This window comes from Mucilaginibacter sp. 5C4 (genome assembly GCF_034345625.1).
Taxonomy (GTDB): Bacteria; Bacteroidota; Bacteroidia; order Sphingobacteriales; family Sphingobacteriaceae; genus Mucilaginibacter; species Mucilaginibacter aurantiaciroseus.
Genome location: NZ_CP133775.1, coordinates 1,156,308 through 1,176,203, shown reverse-complemented (window position 1 = coordinate 1,176,203; position 19,896 = coordinate 1,156,308). Strand labels below are relative to the sequence as shown.

General features: G+C 39.4%; 16 protein-coding genes. 12 read left to right on the top strand and 4 right to left on the bottom strand.

Annotated features, from left to right (window positions below; translation table 11 throughout):
• Nucleotides 1-191: 191 nt before the first annotated feature.
• Both cobA and RHM67_RS05480 read left to right on the top strand, forming a co-directional pair.
• Nucleotides 192-980 carry a uroporphyrinogen-III C-methyltransferase gene (cobA, locus tag RHM67_RS05485; RefSeq protein WP_322231106.1) on the top strand — a complete coding sequence of 263 codons (789 nt, stop codon included), beginning with the start codon at nt 192-194 and terminating at the stop codon, nt 978-980.
• Nucleotides 934-1,281: a DUF7009 family protein gene (locus RHM67_RS05480; protein ID WP_322231105.1), complete on the top strand. Its 348-nt coding sequence runs from the start codon at nt 934-936 to the stop codon at nt 1,279-1,281. Before cobA ends, RHM67_RS05480 begins: the two co-directional genes overlap by 47 nt.
• A 1,229-nt stretch (nt 1,282-2,510) precedes the next feature.
• On the opposite strand, the gene RHM67_RS05475 is transcribed toward RHM67_RS05480, so the two are convergent.
• From RHM67_RS05475 to RHM67_RS05460, 4 genes are all read right to left on the bottom strand, one after another.
• The gene (locus RHM67_RS05475; protein ID WP_322231104.1) at nt 2,511-3,944 is read right to left on the bottom strand and encodes a hypothetical protein; all 1,434 of its coding nucleotides are present in this window, start codon (nt 3,942-3,944) and stop codon (nt 2,511-2,513) included.
• 47 nt (nt 3,945-3,991) lie between these two features.
• Nucleotides 3,992-4,579 (bottom strand): sigma-70 family RNA polymerase sigma factor, encoded by a 588-nt coding sequence (locus tag RHM67_RS05470; RefSeq protein ID WP_322231103.1) that lies wholly within the window; start codon nt 4,577-4,579, stop codon nt 3,992-3,994.
• A 95-nt stretch (nt 4,580-4,674) separates the two neighbouring features.
• Entirely contained in the window at nt 4,675-5,481 is an 807-nt protein-coding gene (locus tag RHM67_RS05465) for a class I SAM-dependent methyltransferase (RefSeq protein WP_322231102.1), read from the bottom strand.
• Nucleotides 5,482-6,595: 1,114 nt separating this feature from the next.
• Nucleotides 6,596-7,492 carry a DMT family transporter gene (locus tag RHM67_RS05460; RefSeq protein ID WP_322231101.1) on the bottom strand — a complete coding sequence of 299 codons (897 nt, stop codon included), beginning with the start codon at nt 7,490-7,492 and terminating at the stop codon, nt 6,596-6,598.
• Between the two features lie 149 nt (nt 7,493-7,641).
• Between RHM67_RS05460 and RHM67_RS05455 the strand changes: the two genes are divergently transcribed.
• From RHM67_RS05455 to RHM67_RS05410, 10 genes are all read left to right on the top strand, one after another.
• Nucleotides 7,642-9,507, top strand: coding sequence for a mechanosensitive ion channel family protein (locus RHM67_RS05455; protein WP_322231100.1), 1,866 nt, complete (start codon nt 7,642-7,644; stop codon nt 9,505-9,507).
• An 11-nt stretch (nt 9,508-9,518) separates the two neighbouring features.
• Nucleotides 9,519-9,857 carry a single-stranded DNA-binding protein gene (locus RHM67_RS05450; protein ID WP_322231099.1) on the top strand — a complete coding sequence of 113 codons (339 nt, stop codon included), beginning with the start codon at nt 9,519-9,521 and terminating at the stop codon, nt 9,855-9,857.
• Nucleotides 9,858-10,124: 267 nt separating this feature from the next.
• Nucleotides 10,125-11,378 carry a sodium:proton antiporter gene (locus RHM67_RS05445; RefSeq protein WP_322231098.1) on the top strand — a complete coding sequence of 418 codons (1,254 nt, stop codon included), beginning with the start codon at nt 10,125-10,127 and terminating at the stop codon, nt 11,376-11,378.
• 219 nt (nt 11,379-11,597) lie between these two features.
• Nucleotides 11,598-11,789 carry a hypothetical protein gene (locus RHM67_RS05440; protein ID WP_322231097.1) on the top strand — a complete coding sequence of 64 codons (192 nt, stop codon included), beginning with the start codon at nt 11,598-11,600 and terminating at the stop codon, nt 11,787-11,789.
• 154 nt (nt 11,790-11,943) lie between these two features.
• Complete coding sequence (locus RHM67_RS05435) at nt 11,944-12,858, top strand: universal stress protein (RefSeq protein ID WP_322231096.1); 915 nt, start codon at nt 11,944-11,946, stop codon at nt 12,856-12,858.
• 23 nt (nt 12,859-12,881) lie between these two features.
• Nucleotides 12,882-13,343: a DUF2147 domain-containing protein gene (locus tag RHM67_RS05430; RefSeq protein ID WP_322231095.1), complete on the top strand. Its 462-nt coding sequence runs from the start codon at nt 12,882-12,884 to the stop codon at nt 13,341-13,343.
• Nucleotides 13,344-13,556: 213 nt separating this feature from the next.
• Nucleotides 13,557-13,949, top strand: coding sequence for a hypothetical protein (locus RHM67_RS05425; RefSeq protein WP_322231094.1), 393 nt, complete (start codon nt 13,557-13,559; stop codon nt 13,947-13,949).
• 118 nt (nt 13,950-14,067) lie between these two features.
• Nucleotides 14,068-15,204 carry an efflux RND transporter periplasmic adaptor subunit gene (locus tag RHM67_RS05420; protein WP_322231093.1) on the top strand — a complete coding sequence of 379 codons (1,137 nt, stop codon included), beginning with the start codon at nt 14,068-14,070 and terminating at the stop codon, nt 15,202-15,204.
• A 72-nt stretch (nt 15,205-15,276) separates the two neighbouring features.
• Complete coding sequence (locus RHM67_RS05415; protein ID WP_322231092.1) at nt 15,277-18,432, top strand: efflux RND transporter permease subunit; 3,156 nt, start codon at nt 15,277-15,279, stop codon at nt 18,430-18,432.
• A gap of 59 nt (nt 18,433-18,491) precedes the next feature.
• Nucleotides 18,492-19,892, top strand: a complete 1,401-nt coding sequence (locus tag RHM67_RS05410; RefSeq protein ID WP_322231091.1) for a TolC family protein — start codon at nt 18,492-18,494, stop codon at nt 19,890-19,892.
• The last annotated feature ends 4 nt before the right edge of the window (nt 19,893-19,896 follow it).

The window sequence follows — 19,896 nt, the reverse complement described above, 5'->3', positions numbered from 1 at the left end:
CATCAAAAAGAAATAAAAATTCAATTTAATATTAAATAAATCATATAATTAATGTTTAAAATTCATAATTTAGAGTATTAATATATTTTATATCACATTAAATGATGGTTTAATTGTTTTTTTCATAATTTGAATGAAAACACACCAATAAATCAATAAAAAACTCTTTTTTACTACTAAATATTGATAAAATGCAAAATAAATCAACAAAACCAGAATTATTTGTGCTGGGAGCGGGGCCTGGCGACCCGGACCTTATTACGGTAAAAGGATATAAGATACTGCAGCAAGCCAACGTAGTATTATATGATAACCTGGCCAATACCGAATTGCTGGCCCTTTGTAGCGAAGATTGCGAAAAGGTTTATGTGGGGAAACGCCCCTACGGCGATTACACCCCGCAGGAAAACATCCACGAGCTGATACGCCACTACGCTTTTACCAAAGGCATGGTAGTTAGGCTTAAGGGCGGCGACCCGTTCATCTTCGGTCGAGGTTTCGAGGAGATCATTTATGCGAGGCAGCATGGCATTAAAACACATTTTATCCCGGGTATTACCAGCATGCAGGCATCGGGTTTTGAGGACATCCCACTTACCCATCGGGGCGTAAGCGAAAGCGTTTGGATGATAACCGGCACCAAGAAGGATGGCGGGCTATCGGCCGACCTGAAACTGGCCATGCAAAGCAATGCAACTGTAGTAATATATATGGGTATGAAAAAACTGACGGAGATAGCTAAAACCTATATGGATGCGGGTTTGGGAAATACCCCGGCTGCTATTATACAGCATGCATCGTTACCTAACCAGCGCAGCGCGGTTGGCATGGTCCGCAACCTGAAGTGGCTGGCAGAGCAGCATAAATTAACCTACCCTGCCATTATTATTATAGGCGATGTGGTAACCGTTCAATCACAAGAAATATTATGTTATGAAGATAAGGATAAAGGGCAATTCGCTGCGGTACAGGCTTACTAAAAGCGATGTGAACAATCTTGCGGCCAAAGGCTTTGTAGAAGAAAGTACCCATTTTGGTTCGCAAGTATTAAGGTACGCCTTACGCCGCGGCATGGTTAATTCGTTATCTGCAAGTTTTGAAGATAACACCATCACCGTTTACATGCCGGGTAATATGATAGATGAATGGGCGTATTCTGACCGGGTAGGATTCGAAAACACCAATAGCACAATATACCTGTTGGTGGAGAAAGACTTTGTTTGCCTGGATACCGTTGCGGAAGACCAGAGCGACAATTATCCCAACCCTTTATTATGTTAATATCACTCTTCGGTTTAGGGTAACTAATCGCTACTATACATCTCAATTCGGTGTGAAATTTCGTTGCGGTTGCAACATTTTGTCATGGCGACCAGACAACACTGTGGCTGCACCAGCCTGAATGAATCTACAGCATTTGACTGGCCCAAGCCACTATTTTAGATTATTTCAATTATTAAATATTTTAATTCAAAATTTCAACACTTTCCTACAATTCATACATTCTGGGCTCGAACCGATTTTACCCTTTATTTTACAAATCTTATAATTGGATGATTCTTCATCTGTTGAAATTATCTTTAAAGCAAAAAATGCCATCAATTCTTCAATTTATGGCATTTGCTCAAAAGAATGGGCTCGAACCAGCGACTAAACGTTTTGCATCAGGCGTTCAAAAAGGCATTTTGTTTAGGTATTGTTTTCCATAAAACTATGCGAATAAGGAAAAACTATGCGAATAAAAAACCCCACTCGCCAGAGTGGGGTTTTTTTATTGATTTTGAGGCTCCGGAGACTGGACGTTTTTCGAACCAATTTTTAGATCAATTATGTGTTTTGATTAAATCGGTGGCCGTTTCGTCTTGACCTAAGCTGGATTCTTGAACGGTTAAGATAAATTTATTAAGGTAACGTATCTGCCAATTGTTTATTCGATAGTATAATCTCATATATCCAAAAGCGACTTTGTTTTTCTACCTACAATACGATCTTCAGTGATTTCGACACACGTAAAAAAAGGCTTTGACGCCATGCTAATAGATATGTCATCGCCATCAAGCTCAATAAACTAACTCCAATGCTCCCCCAAAGTTTAATTGGACATAGACACTAAACACGAATTGTAATTCATATAAAACAATTGAATTACAGGTTATTGATTTAATTTTATATAAATGAGAAAAATGAGAAAGGGCTTATAGGAAGTATCCCGCTCAATTTTTCTTGCAATTTCACTCATTCGAGTTCTTTCTTTAACCCAAATTAAAGCCGATAACTTTTCCGCTACCGGCTTTTCCGATTTTGGTCCCCAGACTGGACATAATGACTTATTTGTAATAATGTATAACTTTCAATTCCTTCATAAATTCTTTCGAAAAAATCCTATGGGTTCACCTATAGGGGCAAGTGATGACCATGATTGTTTGCCCCTTTTTGCTTCTGATTTGCCGGGAATACTTTTATCCGCCTGTTCAACGACCCTTTTCCTTGCTATTTTCTTCGACGCCATATTATCGTTTAGCTTTATTTAATTTAAAGGCCACAGATATTTGAATAGTGTTCCCAGATGAACTATAGCTACCCAATGGTGAAATGATTTTTTGAGCGTTGAATCGTTTCAAATAAGTGGCTTCAATAATAAATCGGTTAACAGTAACACTTGCGCCCGCAGAGAATCCGTAATTTATTTTTTGCTGATACTTTGTATTCTTTAGCTGACTTTGAATCGCTGCATGGTAAGCCGTGTCTTTCCGGATACTATCCGGCTGCAAAAAGCTATTTCCGTTATCCTGCCGGATAGGTAAACTAATCACTGGCCCCGCTTTTAGCCTGATGGCGCTGGAGGCTTTATACTCTAAATAAACAGGCACCTGCACTGAATATGTGTTTCTTGAATCTTTTATATTGATGGTCTTAAGGCTGGTGTCCTTTTTACTTTCGTTTGCATGAGTGTAGCCACCGCTAATACTTTGCGGGCTATATAGCCTCACTTGTGCATTAACCGACCAATTCTTATCAATATTAAAAGTTGTGAACGCACCAAAAAACAAATCGCCTGGTAATTTTGATGTGCCCGATGTATTAGCGCCCAGCAAAATCCCCCATTCGTTATTTACCCGGATACCATCTTTAGGTTTTCTGATTTTGCTGCTTTTACCTTGCCTAAGTTTATTGACTTTTATTTTGCTAAAACCAATCGCGGTGTTTGTTTTAGTTAACCGGTTTTTTTTGTTAAATGTTAAAGATGTATCTGTTGATAAAGCCGATGCTGAGCGCGTAGTAACCGTATTTCCTGAACTTTGCGGCCGCTGTTTTCCTTGCCCGTAATTTTTATCTTCCGTTACAACAATTGCCTGTTTTTGCGGAATAGCTTTATTAGTATCAGCCGTTGTAGCGCTGCTGCCAAATTCAATTGATTGATTTATACTATTTGGGCTCGAGGTGGTATTGCCAAAAGGTTTATTGCGATTATTTCCGCCATTTGTTATCAGGTGTTCTTTGCCCCGACTTTGCAATCCATCAGCACTTTTAGTTAGTACAGAAGGCTGATCGCTATTAATGTGAGTGCTTGAAAGTTGCTCAGGCGGACTTTTGGTAATACCACTATCGTTTGCTGTAGTTGCGCCGTTAAGTTTCAACAAAGTATATGGTAAGCTAGCCGGAAGTTCGTTGTTATAAGATTTTACACTGTCTGCAACTATTAGGTGGTTTATGCTGTTTTTAGATGGAATTTTATTGACTCGTAATTTTACATGATTTTTATTTACCGCAAAATAAATTACCGCAGTGGAGGAAACTATGATCAGGGCACTTAACAGTAATTTAAACGCCGGGCCTTTAGCTAATATACCCTTACCAATAATGGGTTTTGAAACAGGTAAATGTTGATCCAAAACCCGATGCATATCTCGCCAATCGGCTTCCAAATTAATATCAACCGGCAACTCGTTACGTTTCTTTTGCCAAAGTTTAAGGTACTGTGATGAATTCTTCATCGTGTGTTTACACTCCTTTCTTCTGGCAAATCGGGGCTTTTGTCTGTTGATCCGATTATATCTCTTAATTTTCTTTTTGCTTCAGCTAAATGCCAGCGCGATGTACCCTCGCCTATGTTTAATTGTTCACTTATTTCTTTATGACTGAAACCATCCAAAACCGACAGATTAAAAACCATCTGGGTGGCGGTAGGCAGCATCCGGATTTGGGTTAGGATACCCTCAAAATATAATTTATCTAAAACATCCGGCGGAATAAAATATTCTTTGCTATCGGGCGGATGGTCCGTTGTTGTAACAAACTTCAATTCTTTCCGGCACAGGTCAATAGCCGTATAAACCATGATCTTCCTTATCCATCCGCCTAACTCGCCTTTCTCTATATCAAAACTATTGATGGATTGAAATACTTTGAGGAAACCGATGTTGAAAGCCTCTTTTGCCAAACTAGTATCTGGCAGATAACTGTGGCATACGCGCAGCATATCAGCATAAAATAGTTTATACAGTTCCTCCTGCGCTTTGCGGTCGTTATTACTACATTGTTTTACCAGCTTTTCAGTATACTTTCTGGAAATATTCATCAGATAAATAGATAGCAGGCTACCCCGCAAAACTTACTTCGTAGAAAGGTAACCAAACGTTGGGTCGATACAAAAATAATTTTGGCGTAAGTGCATCAAACCTTTTTAAGTACATAAGCAACGCTCTGCGGTGCTATTCTTTTCAACATGTGCCTGGCATGGTATGTTAAATTACGGGCAAAAAGTTTCGACAGCCACTTGTCAAATATAATATAAGTTTTAAAGGTATAAACGGGGCGTTTTGAAAACCGGATCCACCTGCGTTGAATAAAAGCAGTCATGGTAAAGCACAGTCCCTCCTGTATTATCTGTAGCTGATGCTTGTTTACTATTTCTCTGAAGAGGTGTAAAGGGATGCCCCGCTCATTACGTGTAAGCCCTGCTCTTGGCTTCGTCCAGTCACCCATTGAAATAATAGGTTCTCGTAATAATATGATGCCGCCGGGTTTGGTTACACGGTATAGCTCGGCAATTACATAAGATACATTGGGTATATGATGTAAAGTTCCGAAACAAGTTACCAGGTCAAAGTGGTTATCCGGATAATCAATCAATCCTGAAATGGCGGGCACCTTGTAAACGGGTTTAATACCGGCAATGCTTTCAGATCGTAATTTATCAGATGGTTCAATAATATGCAGATTAGTTATTTGCTTGATAATTGGATAAAACTCGTGCCCCCAGGCTGCCCCTAAGCCTAATACGTTCTCAAAATGCCTGGCTTTTAGATAATTGAATCCATGTATCTTATTCAATTCGTGATAACCATAGCGATAGTTTGCTATGTTTTCGCTCCCCAGGTTAGCATACGCCTCCTTTTCCTCTTCGTACCAGCACTTTATTTGCTCAAAGGCAAAATCGTCGCCATGTAAAGTTGTTCCGTCTAAATAGGTATTCGTCATGATGTTCATGTTATTTTGAACACACTACGAAACTTGTGGGTAAAACGCGGGGTAGGCGATTACAAGGACGCTCAAAATGGCTGTAAACCATCGTTAAACCCTATATTTAAGATGGTAGTCCGGATTATAACCCGACTTAAGTGATTGCGGATCTGTGATCTGCTAAAAGGCCTTTACTCCAGGAGTCCAAATCGCCATGTTCACGGTGCCTAATCACCTACGGGCTGAACTTAATACAGCTAACATTCAAACGCCTCAGTCCGTAGGGGAAGCATTTCGACTCCCTTTTTAACAGATTTGAAGTCATTGGCGGCCACGTTTAATTATTAAGTTCATGATTAATAATGAATATTATTAATCATGAACCAGTGGTATTTTATATCCTTATTAACATAGGTATTTTAGGGCGAACTAATATAAAAAAGCCAAGATTTCGAGCGTTTTTCTTCGCGTCTTAAAAAGTTTACATGGAAACCTTTCTTTCTTTAATTTAGTTGACATTCACACAAATAATTTGCTTTATCTATATGAATTAATAACATTATCGAGCCCATAATGAGTGAAAAAGCTTTTGGTTTAGACTTTCCCCGGGGAGCTAATTTTTAGTTTTTCAAGCTATTTAATTCTAGGTTCGAGTCTTGCTCCTTGCTGGCTTACACAAAGCCTCAACGGGACTAAACTCGAATCGTTTTTTTGCAGTTTTACAAAAATTTGCTAATATCTAAAAAGTGGTTTGAGCCCAATCTTGGGAGCAAGGCAATTCACAACGCCATTATTACAACTCCCCCAGACTGGACATAATTCGAACCACCTGGTGGAACAATTGAAGCTATTGAATGATTTAAAAGTTGCATAAACAGGGTTCGATTCCCCTATGTGCTAATGAAAATATGATTTTAGATAACAGCCCAGCCCAAAAGACAAATTCTTTGAACACTTGATCGACTTTTTAGAAGCGATAAAACCGTTTGCAAAATTTAAATAGAATCGCTGATACGGAAATTTCAATTATAAACTGACCTGTATAGTAAATGTGTATTATCGAATATATTAATATCAGCCTGTTATCACGCTATATAAGTACAAAATTGATAATTGCCGAATGTGAATTATATTACATTTTTTTCATCTTCATTTGCCTGTGAACGCTAATAATAAGCAACACGCCAGAAAACACAAGGGCAAACCCAATAAGATGAACCCACCTGAACTTTTCGCCTAATAGTGCGTAGGACAAGACTAAAGCACTGATTGGCATTACGCCCATAAAGGTTGCGGCTGTACTTCCCTCTACTTGTTGGATACCCTTATACCAGAGCATCGAGCCGAGGCCCATGGTACCGGCTCCGTATAACGCAAGATAGATCCAGCTTTGGGTAGAAACGTTAGCAAACGAAAACTCATGGAACTGCCAGAACATAAAAGGAACAAATCCGAAGAACCCAATAATGGCCGAAAACGTGGCGATGTCTTCCGGCGGATAATCTTTGGTCAGCGCCTTGCCCATTAAGGTATACCCTGCCTCGCAACAAATGGCAGCCGCAACCAATACAATCCCCAGTATTTCGTTTTTTCCATGTTTATCCGCAACATTGCCCAATTGCATAACCACCACTCCTGCAACGGCAAGCGCAATAGCGATTCCCTTTTTCCAGTTAAAATCATCTTTGAAAAAAATCACCGATAATACCGCGGTAAGCGCAGGCGTGGCGCTCATGATTACACTTCCGGTAACCCCGGAAATCATTTGCATTCCATAGAGCATCAAAACAGTAAATCCCAATACACCTATCAAACTGATACCTCCTAAAAGCCAGGCATCCTTTCTTTTATATTTTTTTATGTTAGAAAGTTTAACAAAGGGAGCCAGCACAATAAAGGCGAGTAATACTCTGAACCCACCGGCAATAAAAACCGGAAAATCCTTGGTTACCAGTTTGCTCAAGGGAGTTGCACTGCCAAATAGGGCCATCCCCAATAAGAGCATGAGGTGTATCTTTAGATTCTTCATAGGATTTGTCTGATTTACTATTACTACTAAACTTACAATTTACCAGTATTTATGTTTGCTTGCGGCAAGAGTACATTTCGAGCAGGTATTATTGTCTTGGCTTGATATAAATTCTTACATTTAAATTTATTCATAATCCTGCAATTTCTATGAAGTACTTTTTGGGTTTATTTATATGCTTCATCTTTATTCAGCCGGTTTTTGCCCAGCAGGATACCGTTCAGCATAAGAAAGATTCGTTGTTGACCGTCCAACTGGAACAGCAGCAAAAGAAGGTGAAACAGCTTTCTGATGAGCGAATGGCAGATTCGTTGAAACGGGCAGAATTACAGAAGCAGCTTTCCACAGCAGACAACGTTCAAAAAAACGAGTTGCTGAAAAAACTGGAAACCCTGCGTCAGAAAGATTCGCTGCGGGTTGTGAATCAGAAACACCAGGTTGATTCCCTTAGAGCGTTCGTTAAAGGGTTCCCGGTAATCCCTTTTCGCGACACTTTATTTTACCTGTTTACCCGCCAGGGCAGTTTTACTGCTCGCGACCGTGCCGAAGTGATCAGTAATCGCATAGCCCAGCTTAGTTCAAAATATGGTTTTAGGGTTGATTCTTTAAAGCTTGTAACTGCTGAACAAACAACAGATATATTATTTCGTGATCAATTGCTCATCTCCATATCCGACCAGGATGCGCTGTGGCAAAATACCAGCAGAGAGCAACTTGCCGCATCGATCAGGAAGAAAATAGGTGCCGCAGTAACTAAACATCAGCAGGAAACACGCTGGCAAACCATCTTAGTAGAAAGCCTTTTAGCGCTTTTGGTGATAGTTGTTACCGTTTTGCTGATCTATGGCATACGAAAGTTGTTCAATTGGCTCCAAATTAGGTTAATGAAACAAACCGGATGGTTGAATAAAGGCATTCACATCAAAAATTATGAATTACTGAATGCTGAGAATGAACTTGCTGCTATCAAAAAAGCGCTCACATTGATCAAATGGGCTGTTATTTTACTGGTAGTTTACCTGGCCTTGCCCATCCTATTTGGCATATTTCCATTTACCAAAGATGTTTCAGATATGTTGCTTAACTATCTGATCAACCCACTCAAAAGAATCGCACATGCCATATGGGATTATATACCTAACCTGATGACGATTTTGATTTTGGTTATTGTTTTCAGATATGTTTTGAAGTTTTTTAAGTTCATCACTACCGAGATCGAGAAAGGGCAGCTTAACGTGCCCGGTTTTTATTCGGACTGGGCAAATCCTACCTACCAGATCATCCGGGTATTGGTGCTCGCCTTTATGCTGATTGTTATCTTCCCTTATTTGCCGGGATCTGATTCGGGCGTATTCAAAGGGGTATCGGTATTTATGGGCGTGTTATTCACATTTGGGTCTGCAGGTGCCTTGGGCAATGTAGTGGCAGGATTAGTGCTTACTTATATGCGGGCTTTCAAAATAGGCGACAGGGTTAAGATCGGTGAAGTAACTGGCGATGTTATTGAAAAAACGATATTAGTAACCCGGGTGCGTACCATTCAAAACGAAATCATTTCCATCCCTAATTCCACCGTGATGGGGAACCACACTATTAATTACAGCAGCGATGCGCCGGTAAACGGTTTGATAGTACACACCACCGTTACTATCGGCTATGATGTTCCCTGGAGGGATGTGCATCAATTACTTATCGACTCGGCAATGGCCACCCCAATGATCGAGGCTGAACCAAAACCTTACGTATTACAAACCAGCTTAGATGATTACTATGTAAGCTACCGCATAAATGCTTTCACTAAAGAGCCTAACAGGCAGGCCGCTATTTACTCTGCACTTCATGCAAATATTCAGGATCATTTTAATAAAGCAAGCGTAGAGATCATGTCACCACATTACAAAGCACTTCGGGACGGAAATGCGACTACTATTCCTTCAGATTATTTGCCGAAGGATTATATTGCACCGGGATTTGTAACAGAAAGCCGTAGCAAGAAACCTGATAGCGAAAATTAAATACTGGTAATTTGGCGGGATTAAATAAAGTTATACTTATAGGATATTTAGGCAATGAACCTGAGATTATCTCTAATGATGGAAGTGAGAAACTGTCATTTCGCCTTATTACAGATTCGCCCTTTTCAAAAAATGGCGAGAATAGCTGGGAAATGGAATCTCATAACATCGTCATACCCGATAAAATGGTTGCCCTTGCCTGCCGGTTACTAACCAAGGGTAAACTGATTTATATAGAAGGAAAGGCAATTACGACTTGCGTTAAAGATGAAAGAGATATCAAGCGGTACCATACTAAAATAGTAGCCAGTTATTTCAAATTGTTAGGCCGACCGGGGGATTTTATATAGCAGATTCTTAACACTTCGTTCCAACAATCAAACAATTTGAATTTATTTTAAGTAGTGATATTGTATTATGAACAGAAATTTAGGAATTGTGCTGATCGTCGTTAACATAACTGTGATCATTCTTCAGATATTACGAATACAAAAGAATAACAGGTTTTAAACGCCTAACTAAGAATCACCAAATAGAAAGTCATTACCGACGATCTGATGTCAAAAATGCAGGTTAATTATTTAGATTAATCCGTTCACCATTACACCGATCCTTGCATGAATACCCAAGAAATCATCTCCATTACCATAGTTTTAGCCGCTCTATTCGCATACATCAATTACCGGGTAATTAAGTGGCCTCCAACTATTGGCATTATGGCCTTATCGCTGATCTGCTCTGTGGTACTGGTGGCATTGGGAAATTCAAAATCATTATTATCTGAAAAAGCTATACAGTTGGCTAACTCTGTTGATTTTCAGGATGTGCTCATGAATTTCATGTTGAGCTTTTTACTTTTTGCGGGGGCAATTCATATTGATGCCGGTAAACTCAAGGCGGAACGCTGGCCTGTCCTTTTGCTCGCAACCATCGGCATCTTAATTTCTACCTTTTTAGTGGGCGGTATGACTTGGTTATTATTTAGGTTTTTTGGTATGCCAATTCCGTTTATTTATTGCCTGCTTTTTGGTTCGCTCATCTCTCCGACCGATCCAATTGCTGTAATGGGAATTCTAAAACAAGCCAAAATACCAGAATCGCTGGAGGTGAAGATTGCCGGCGAATCATTGTTCAATGATGGAGTGGCTGTTGTAATATTTATTAGTATAGCGCAGATTGCACGGTCGCCCGGTGGCGCTTTTTCCATTGTGGAAATCGGGAAGCTTTTTCTTCATGAGGCTGTTGGTGGACTCGCTTTTGGTGCTGTGCTAGGTTATTTGGGTTTTCTAGCCCTTCGATCTATAGACGAATACAAGGTAGAGGTTCTAATTACCCTCGCCATTGTAATGGGAGGTTACAACCTAGCGTCTCATTTACATGTATCCGGCCCACTGGCAATGGTAGTTGCTGGTATTATTACAGGCAACAAGGCCAGAGATGGTGGCATGTCGGATGAAACAAGAGATTACCTCGGCAAGTTTTGGCATCTGGTTGATGAAATATTGAACGCCGTATTATTTCTATTCATCGGTCTAGAAATGCTGATTATTAAAATTGAGACGACGGTTATGATTATCGGCGGAATATCTATCCTGATAGTGTTATTGGCCCGCTGGATCTCGGTGATATTCCCAGTTCTCTTATTGCGTTATAAAATCAAATTCGAAAATAATGCAATAGCAATTTTGACCTGGGGAGGCCTGCGCGGTGGCATATCTGTTGCATTAGCGCTTTCGCTTGGTGCAAACATGCATCGGGATAAATTTGTCCTAATTACCTATATCATCGTTGTATTCTCTATTTTAGTTCAGGGATTGACCATCGGAAAACTGGCTCAGAAATTACAGGCTAAAACGCAAGGTAAAGTATGAGCGACATAATCTACCGCATCCGATATTTTCTTACCCACCGTTTTAACCCCCAGGAGGACAAAGCCGAAGAAGCGATCATTATTAATTCCATCAAAAAAAAATGTCGATTTCCGCGGAGCAAATCTTTGGGCGCTGATCTTTGCCATTTTTATTGCTTCTATCGGCCTGAATGTGAATTCTACAGCCGTAATTATAGGCGCCATACTAATCTCACCTATTATGGGGCCTGTAATGGGAATCGGCTTATGTACAACCGAACAAATTAATTTTTTAGAAGTGAAAAGCCAGGCCATCATGCGCATCAAAAAAGCTTACGACGCAAATAATATTATGATTCTTTTCCCTATTCGTACGATAGATTTTGGCATTAAAGGTGGCGTGCCTTTAACAGATATGATGAAAAACAGTTAGGTATTTAACGCGCCATCGCCTAAAGAAATTTCTGTATTTTAAATACTATTCCGTATTTTATTTGCAATTCCCGTTTATTTTTTGTATATTATAGTACTTCCGCGGATGATTGATCAATCATTCGCAATTGTTAAACCATTAATAAGGACTTGTTATGAACACTCAAATTAAAAGAATACTTCTTCCTATCGACTTATCAGAAACATCTTTGAATGCGTTAAATACGGCTATGCGGATGGCAAAACGTCATAATGCCCAGTTGCATTTGTTATACACGCAGGATATAATGGATTATTATCCAAAAATGGGGCGAATGGCCCCCTTGGAACCAATGCTGGAAGAAGTGTTGGAAAAGGACAAACTGCTACTTGAAAAAATTGTGCAATCTATTTTTTACACTCATCAAATCAATTGTTTCCTACACGTAGAAATAGGGTATCGATCAACTATAATTACCGAAAAGTCTAAGGAATTAGATATTGATGTAATTGTTTTAGGAACAGCTCCTGATATAGCAGATCAATCTTACCTGAATGATAGCCTGGCATACAAAATTTTACAGAACACTACCAGCCATGTATTAACCGTGCCTGCTGGTAAGGAAATTAACAATTTCAAAAAAATAATCTTCCCTGTTTTGATTCAGGAAAATGCAATAACGAAACTGAAAATGTCCCGTAGCCTAATTGAAAAAAATAATGCAACCGTTTCGGTAGTTGGGATAGTAAAACAACAAGATCTACCCCTGTTAAGTACAGTTAGAGATTTTTCAGAAAGTATCAAACGAAGGGCAAAAACATTTTCCGGATCTGTAACCAGAAAATCAGTTTATAGTTTAAATTCGTCAAAAGACATCATGGGAATATCTAAAAACGAAAAAGCACAACTTATCGTTGTTGAGGGAAACACCAAAAGAAATTTTAAAGAGTTCTTTTTCGGAAATTTCACACAGCGAATGATACGTAATGCTGAATTTGCGGTACTGTTTATAAAAGATATTCCGTTGCAAAAAATCGTTAGAGTTCCGTTGCAAATGGCTTATAGCACACCATCAAAATTAAACCTTTAATCAGGGATCACGTCTGTTTTTATATGTTAGTAATCTATAAAACACTTTTTGGCTTAATATTTTTCGTTCCTTTTCTCTCTCCCCGAGCCTATTCTCAGCGGATACCTGCAAGTGAACGGATATGTGGCAAATGGGAAAGCCAGGCTAAAACTTTGCGGATACTGGTTTACACAGAAAATAGCGAGTTTAAAGCAAAAGTCATTTGGTTCAGCGATACGGAAGGCAAGCCGATGGGTTACTGGAAGGACAAAAAGAATCCTGACCCGAAACTGCGTAATCGAACTATTTTAGGTATGAGCATTTTACGGGATCTTAAATACAATTCAGATAAAGGCACCTGGGAAAATGGCATGGTCTATGATTCCAAGCATGGCAAAGAATGGAATGCCTCTGCCTCAATTGAAAAAAGCGGTTTGCTAAAGGTAAGAGGTTACTGGCATTTTAAATGGATCGGTAAAAGTATGATCTTCCACCGTATCCAATAGCCATTAAATATGTTTAATAAAATTGTGCCGTCTTTTCTTTAACAGATCGGCTACAGACAAAACTTTTGTCAGATTTCTATATAAATTGTAAAATATCGCAAAAATAGGCCTATGCAAAAATCTTGTTACCTAACACTTGTACATGTCTCATATACTGTCTTATAACTTTCAATAGCGCCGTTTTTTTAGACTGAACGATTAATTTTTTGTAATTTGCAATTATTGATGCTGAAAAAATATATTAATATAATCCTTTCTGTATGGCTAATTAGTGTAGTTGTTTGTTTTCACGCAACTAATCCAAGCCTAAATCCAGAGGGACATTCTTACGGCAACTCATGTTGTGAGTACAATACCGTTTTTGATGTTTTTTCCGGCTATTTCAATCATACAGAAGCGCCGGGCAAACACTACCATAAAATCAAGACTCCCAAAAGGTTTTTAAATAATCGTGCACTTGATCTTAATATTCAGATACCTGTAAAACAGGAGTTTTTTGCTGACAATATTTGCCATAAGTTATTTACTTTTCTCGGAAGAGAGTGGTTAAATAAAGTCTTCTTACCAGCCCATTACAATACTCTTTTCCGTTTTACCCCCTTTTGATCGAGTTTCCTTTTTAAGGGACTAACTGTTTTTCGTGTTAATCCCAATTCTAAAAGTTAATAGTACTCTACTTCATACCATCTGGTATGAAGCTTAATCTATTTAAGGAAACATAACCATGTTAAAATTTAAAGGAATGATGCACCTTTTTGGTGCGGCGACAGCAATTTTATATTTCGGCTGCACTTCTACAGCGCACGATACTAGTGCCCAGGAAAACCCGATAAAATTGCCTGTGATAACACTGAACTCGAGAGATACCGTTATAAGCTCTGACTACGTAGCAGACATACAGGCTATCAAAAATATAGAAATAAGAACTCGTGTAAGGGGGTTTTTGGAGAAGATCTATATAGATGAAGGCATGTCTGTTAAAAAAGGACAGCTTCTATTCAAACTAAACGACGAGGAATTTAAAACCATGTTATCAAAGGCAAATGCTGCATTGAGCAATGCTGTAGCTGATGCCAAAGCAACCGCACTTGAAGTTGACCGTGTAACCATGCTGGTCAATAAAAATGTAATATCTAAATCAGAACTGGAAGTAGCCAAAGCGAAACTTCACGCAGACAAAGCGACAATTGAAGAGGCACAATCCGCAGTAGAGAACGCCCGAAATCACATTGCCTATACTTCTATTCACGCGCCCTTTGATGGTATTATTAATCGGATTCCGCTAAAAGCTGGCAGTCTGATTGATGAGGGTATGTTACTCACTCATTTATCAGATATCAGTTCTGTGTACGCTTATTTCAGTTTTCCTGAAAACGAGTACTTGCAATATGAAAGAACCAAAAATATCGCAAAAAATAAAGGAAGTGATAAAGTAAAACTAGTACTCTCCGATGGCAGTAAATATCAATACACAGGAGATATTGAAACTGTTGAGGGAGAAATAGAGCAAAGTACAGGCTCTATTAATTTCCGTGCACGTTTCCCCAATCCTAAAAAACTCCTTAGGCATGGTGCTACAGGTAAGATTTTTTTAACACATAAAGCGGATAGTGTGATTCTGGTACCACAACAAGCTGTTTTTGACATTCAAGACAAAAGCTACGTCTATATTGTCGATCTAAAAAACAAGCTTCATATGAGGGCGTTTACCCCGCTAATGAGATTGTCACATAGTTACATTGTGAAAGCAGGTTTGAATTCTGGTGACAGGATATTATATGAGGGCATTCAAAATGCTCATGATGGCATGGTTATTCAACCCCAACCTTTAAAGGAGCCACTCTTCGCAATGAAAAAATAAAACCAGGAGTAACAAAGGATATCATCCAATGCATATCCTTTATCCTATTAATCATTTTTCAATTATCATTCTATGTTTAATCTGTTTATAAAACGGCCGGTATTGTCGTTGGTTATTTCTTTGGTTATTACGCTACTAGGGATACTCGCGTTGATAACCCTACCCGTTACTCAATTTCCGGATATTGTTCCCCCCTCCGTAACCGTTACCGCAACCTATACCGGTGCAAATGCAGAGGTATGCGCCAAAGCAGTTGCTACTCCACTGGAACGTGCTATCAATGGCGTGCCTGGTATGACCTATATGTCAACCGTTTGTAGCAACGATGGTATCACAGTAATTGAAATCAACTTTAATGTTGGTGTTGACCCGGACCAGGCTGCAGTTAGTGTGCAAAATCGTGTTTCTACTATTATAGATGAATTACCGGAAGAGGTGATAAAAGCAGGCGTAACGACTGAAAAGGAAGTGAACAGCATGCTGATGTACTTAAATATTATGAGTCAAGACAGCACGCTCGATGAAAAATTCATTTACAACTTTACAGATATTAATGTATTGCAGGAACTGAAGCGTATTGACGGCGTAGGACGGGCTGAGATTATGGGGGCTAAAGAGTATTCCATGCGTATTTGGCTAAAGCCCGATAGGATGATGGCATACCACGTTTCCACCGATGAGATAATTAAGGCAATACGAAGTCAGAATGTAGAAGCTGCACCAGGGAAAACAGGGCAAAGCTCTGATAAAGCGCCACAAGTACTGCAATATGTATTACGATATTCAGGGAAGTTCTTCGAACCGGATCAGTACAAAAACCTAATCATTCGTTCCGATAAGAAAGGCTCTGTCTTGAAATTAAAGGAGATAGCTGACGTGGAATTTGGTGCACTTACCTATGGTATGGTATCAAAAACTGATGGAAAGCCCTCCGCATCTATCCTCATAAAACAAAGGCCTGGTTCAAATGCCAGGGAGGTAATTACCAACATCAAAAAGCGGATGGCTGAATTAAAAGACACATCTTTTCCTGCTGGGATGACCTATAATGTTAACTATGATGTATCCCGTTTTTTAGACGCATCAATTCATGAAGTGCTGCGCACATTGATTGAGGCTTTTATCCTGGTTTTCATAGTGGTATATCTTTTTTTACAAGATTTCAGATCAACGCTGATTCCGGCTTTGGCTGTTCCGGTGGCTTTGGTTGGTACGTTATTTTTTATGCAGTTACTGGGATTTTCCATTAACCTCCTGACACTTTTTGCACTAGTACTTGCTATTGGCATTGTGGTAGACAATGCTATTGTAGTGGTAGAAGCAGTTCACGTAAAAATGAAAGAAGAGCATTTGCCTCCTATGGAAGCCACGCTAAGTGCGATGAAAGATATCAGCGGTGCGATTGTGGCTATTACCTTAGTCATGTCAGCCGTATTTGTTCCGGTTGCTTTTATGTCAGGCCCGGTAGGTGTATTTTACAGACAGTTTTCGTTAACTCTGGCTATTGCTATTGTTATTTCGGGTATCAATGCTTTAACATTAACACCGGCTTTGTGTGCACTAATGCTTAGGCACGAACCAACTTCTGACAAAAAAAGCTGGGTAAAGATATTTTTTAAAGGATTTAATTTTCGGTACGATATTCTTTCGAATCGGTATTCATCGCTAATTAGCCGCATAGCAGGGCGCAAAATGATTACTGTCATATTGCTTATTTTCTTCTTTGCGGCCACCTGGGGAATGAGTTTTATCCTCCCTTCAGGATTTATACCTACTGAAGATCAGGGAATGATCTACGTCAACGTCACTACTCCGCCGGGGGCAACTGTTGAACGTACCGAACAGGTTATTAATCAAATTCAGAAAGAAACCAAATCTATAAGCGCAATTGAAACGGTTTCAACATTGTCTGGATATAGCCTGATTAACGATATCGCAGGGGCATCCTATGGCATGGCGATGATTAATTTGAAACCATGGGATGAAAGAAAAGAATCCATAACTGAAATTATTCAAGAGCTCGAACAAAAAACAAAAAACATCGCTGATGCAACTATCCAATATTTCCCGCCACCTACTGTTCCGGGCTTTGGTAACTCCAGTGGTTTTGAGATTAGGGTGCTTGACCATACAGGAAGTGGTGATTTGCAGAAAACAGCTATAGTTACCAATGAATTTATAAAAGCGCTCAATGCCTCACCAGAAATTTCCGGTGCATTTAGCAGTTTTGATCCAAATTTTCCGCAATACATGATCTCCATTGACCAACAGATAGCTGCGCAAAAAGGAATTACCATTGATAACGCCATGTCTACATTGCAAACCTTAATGGGAAGTTATTACGCATCAAACTTTATCCGTTTCGGGCAAATGTATAAAGTCATGGTGCAAGCATCACCGGAGTTCCGGTCAAAACCCGAAGACGTTCTTAAACTACAGGTAAAGAATGACGATGGGGAGATGGTCCCTTTTTCAACATTCATTAAGATGGAAAAAGTATTTGGGCCAGAACAGCTGACCCGATATAATATGTACACCTCAGCAATGATTACGGGAGATGCTGCAACTGGTTTCAGTAGCGGCGACGCAATAAAAGCTATTCAGCGCATCGGAAAAGATAAATTGCCAAAAAATTTCACTTTCGCCTGGTCTGGTATGACAAGAGAGGAAGTAAATTCCGGAAACCAGGTTATTTACATATTCCTCATCTGTTTACTGTTTGTTTATCTACTACTCGCAGCACAATATGAAAGCCTATTGCTGCCACTACCGGTAATCCTATCCTTACCTACGGGCATCTTTGGAGCCTTCTTTTTCTTAAAGATATTAGGCCTTGAAAATAATATTTATGCACAGGTTGCTTTAGTAATGTTGATTGGCCTGCTGGGAAAAAATGCAATACTTATAATTGAATTTGCAATACAGCGTCAAAAAGCTGGAGCCACGGTGATTAACGCAGCCATTGAAGGAGCTGTATCCAGACTTCGCCCTATATTAATGACCTCGCTTGCTTTCATAGCTGGTTTGATCCCTTTATGCATTGCAAGTGGTGCCGGTGCTATGGGTAACCGCTCAATTGGCACCGCAGCCGCTGGCGGGATGCTTTTCGGTACTATATTCGGACTGATACTCATACCCGGACTTTATGTCCTGTTTGCTAAAAAAGCCAATAAGAAAAAACAGCCGCAACTGGTCGTCATAGAAGTCGACATATCAGATAACAATTAATAAAGCAAGAAACTATGCTAAGTTTTAAATCTCTTCAACCACGTATATTTATAATAATAATGCTTTACATCTTAACCGGGTGCAAAACATATAAAGGACACATTTTGAATTCAAACATTGCCGTACCACAAACATATTTGGGCAATCAAGATACAGGCACAGTTGCAAACTTAAAGCTCGATCAATTTTTTAAAGATAGCTGCCTCTTTCAATTAATAAAAACAGCCAGAATTGCTAATCCTGATATTCAATCAGCCCTTCAACGGGTGGAAATAGCGGGGGCGAATTTACAATATAGTAGGTCGTGGCTTATGCCTGAAGTTAGCTTTAACGCATCTGCCGGGATAGAAAAATTTGGCGACTACACGATGAATGGAGTGGGTAATTATGATACAAACTTATCACCTAACATAACTGACAAACAACATATACCAAATCCAACGCCAGAATATTTTGTAGGACTCAGAAGCTCATGGGAAATTGATCTATGGGGGAAATTTCACAATAAGAAGAAAGCGGCATTCACCCGGTTTTTGGCCAGCCGAAGTGCATATAAACTCGCAATGACAGGGCTAACTGCCCAAGTCGCGACCTCGTACTATCAACTCTTGGCATTGGATAATGAAAGTCGGATTATCGAAGAAAATATTACTTTGCAAAAAAATGCCCTGGAAATTATTAAAATCCAAAAACTTGGTGGTCGCGCTACGGAATTGGCAGTTCAACAATTTCAGGCGCAACTGGCTCGCACCCAAGGCTTGCGTTATGTTACAAACCAGCTAATTACAGAAACCGAAAACAAGCTTAAATTTTTAACAGGTAAGTTTAATGAGCCGATAAAAAGGGATACATCTATATCTTCTCTTAAACTTCCAACGATATTCAGTGCAGGCGTTCCATCGCAGCTATTACTAAATAGACCCGATATCAGGGAGGCTGAACTTGAACTTGGTGCGATGAATGCAGATATTGATGCAGCTCGAAAAGCTTTTCTGCCATCGCTAACCATTTCGCCTTACATAGGATATAATGCTTTCAGTACGGCGGTATTATTTAACCCGGTTTCTCTTGTATATGGATTATTAGGTGGAATAACCGCTCCTATTTTTAATCGAAAGAAGATAAAATCAAATTACGCTAAAACAGTAGCAGAAGGCAAGCAAGCTCTTTATAATTACCAAAAGGTCATTTTTAGGGGCTTTATGGAGGTGTCTAATAGCCTAAAGGGAATAGATAATTATAACCATTACTATCAATTTAAAAAGCAGGAAGTAAAATCCTTAAAAAATGCTGTTGATGTGGCTAATGATCTTTTTTTAGTAGGACGTGCCAACTATCTGGAAATTATTACTGCCCAACGAAATGTACTTGATGCTGAATTGGAATTAGCCAATACTAAAAAAGATATTTTTTTGAATGCCATTAACTTATATCGTGCAACCGGAGGGGGCTGGAAATAACTGT

Bases quoted from the DNA above. Each gene is read 5' to 3' on its own strand.
- RHM67_RS05415 (WP_322231092.1), top strand. From the start codon at position 15,277: ATGTTTAATCTGTTTATAAAACGGCCGGTATTGTCGTTGGTTATTTCT.
- RHM67_RS05435 (WP_322231096.1), top strand. From the start codon at position 11,944: ATGAACACTCAAATTAAAAGAATACTTCTTCCTATCGACTTATCAGAA.
- RHM67_RS05410 (WP_322231091.1), top strand. From the start codon at position 18,492: ATGCTTTACATCTTAACCGGGTGCAAAACATATAAAGGACACATTTTG.
- cobA (WP_322231106.1), top strand. From the start codon at position 192: ATGCAAAATAAATCAACAAAACCAGAATTATTTGTGCTGGGAGCGGGG.
- RHM67_RS05455 (WP_322231100.1), top strand. From the start codon at position 7,642: ATGAAGTACTTTTTGGGTTTATTTATATGCTTCATCTTTATTCAGCCG.
- RHM67_RS05440 (WP_322231097.1), top strand. From the start codon at position 11,598: ATGGGGCCTGTAATGGGAATCGGCTTATGTACAACCGAACAAATTAAT.
- RHM67_RS05430 (WP_322231095.1), top strand. From the start codon at position 12,882: ATGTTAGTAATCTATAAAACACTTTTTGGCTTAATATTTTTCGTTCCT.
- RHM67_RS05465 (WP_322231102.1), bottom strand. From the start codon at position 5,481: ATGACGAATACCTATTTAGACGGAACAACTTTACATGGCGACGATTTT.
- RHM67_RS05460 (WP_322231101.1), bottom strand. From the start codon at position 7,492: ATGAAGAATCTAAAGATACACCTCATGCTCTTATTGGGGATGGCCCTA.
- RHM67_RS05420 (WP_322231093.1), top strand. From the start codon at position 14,068: ATGTTAAAATTTAAAGGAATGATGCACCTTTTTGGTGCGGCGACAGCA.
- RHM67_RS05470 (WP_322231103.1), bottom strand. From the start codon at position 4,579: ATGAATATTTCCAGAAAGTATACTGAAAAGCTGGTAAAACAATGTAGT.
- RHM67_RS05480 (WP_322231105.1), top strand. From the start codon at position 934: ATGAAGATAAGGATAAAGGGCAATTCGCTGCGGTACAGGCTTACTAAA.
- RHM67_RS05445 (WP_322231098.1), top strand. From the start codon at position 10,125: ATGAATACCCAAGAAATCATCTCCATTACCATAGTTTTAGCCGCTCTA.